This is a genomic window from Vibrio sp. OPT46 (assembly GCF_015163535.1).
Taxonomy (GTDB): domain Bacteria; phylum Pseudomonadota; class Gammaproteobacteria; order Enterobacterales; family Vibrionaceae; genus Vibrio; species Vibrio alginolyticus.
On the sequence record NZ_JADDYG010000648.1, the window covers coordinates 11,077 to 12,656 of the forward strand.

Annotated in this window: 1 protein-coding gene; it reads left to right on the plus strand. The window is 45.3% G+C overall.

The annotated features are described in order from the left end of the window. Positions 1–271: 271 nt before the first annotated feature. Positions 272–1,580: YgiQ family radical SAM protein (locus IQR33_RS34235; RefSeq protein WP_228014110.1), on the plus strand; the 1,309-nt coding region annotated here is incomplete at its 3' end.

Sequence of the window (1,580 nt, forward strand, 5' to 3'; positions counted from 1 at the left end):
GCATTTAATATGCACTAATTTGATTATAGGCTTTACCCCATATAAGCACACCATTGCTTATGCCTTGTATTAAGATTGCGACATTTTTCATGAACCGATCTATAACCATGAGGCTTTCAAGGTGAAATTAGACAGAAAATCGCCGATAGAGCATTGATATTTTTACAAACCAAATAAAACTCGATGAACTAAGCTTGAATAGATGAGTTTGTTATAGATACCTGATAATCAAATCGCTATAATTCGCGCTCCCTGGAACAGAGAGCAAAATATGACCAATAACATCACTCCTATTCATGAGTACAAAAAATACTGGGCAGAGTGTTTTGGTACGGCACCTTTCTTGCCGACCAGTCGCAAAGAAATGGATGCCCTAGGATGGGATAGCTGTGACATTATCATTGTAACCGGTGACGCTTATGTGGATCACCCAAGCTTTGGTATGGCTATCATTGGCCGCCTGCTAGAAGCACAAGGTTTCCGTGTCGGTATCATTGCTCAACCAGAATGGCAAAATAAAGATGCGTTCATGCAACTTGGTAAGCCAAATCTGTTCTTCGGGATCACTGCGGGTAACATGGACTCCATGATCAACCGTTACACCGCGGATAAAAAGCTTCGTCACGATGACGCGTACACACCAAATAACGAAGGTGGTAAACGCCCAGACCGCGCGACTTTGGTTTACTCTCAGCGTTGTCGTGAAGCTTACAAAGAAGTACCTATTGTTTTAGGTGGTATCGAAGCCAGCCTACGCCGTGTTGCGCACTACGATTACTGGTCAGATAAAGTTCGCCGTTCGGTACTATTTGATGCAAAAGCAGACATCCTACTTTTTGGTAACGCAGAACGCGCACTTGTCGAAGTAGCACATCGCATCGCAAACGGCGAAGACATCAGCACCATGACCAATATTCGTGGTACTGCCGTGAACTTGCCAGTCGCGCCAGAAGGCTACACGGTTATTGATTCTTCTCGTATTGAAAAACCTCGTAAAGAAGCGTTCGTACCAAAGAACCCATACGAAGTAGAAACTCAGTGTGAAACTAAAAAAGACGAGCCAGTTGCACAACCAATCACAATTCGCCCATCACGCCACGATGCTGCGACGACTGCGGTCCGTTTACCTTCGTTTGAAAAGCTAAGAAACGATCGCATTCTTTATGCGCATGCAAGCCGTGTACTGCATTTAGAAACGAACCCGTACTCTGGTCGAGCGTTACTTCAAAGCCATGGTGATCGTGAACTTTGGGTAAACCAAGCTCCAATTCCATTGACGACCGAAGAGATGGACTTTGTGTTTGGCCTGCCTTACGCGCGTGTTCCTCATCCTATGTACGGCAAAGCAAAAATTCCTGCGTACGACATGATCAAGACGTCTGTGAACATCATGCGTGGTTGCTTTGGTGGCTGTTCTTTCTGTTCGATTACCGAGCATGAAGGTCGAATCATTCAAAACCGTTCGAAAGAGTCTATCATCAACGAGATTGAAGAAATTCGCGACAAAGTTCCAGGCTTTACCGGCACAATTTCCGATCTTGGTGGCCCGACTGCAAACATGTACCGCCTGGGCTGTAAAG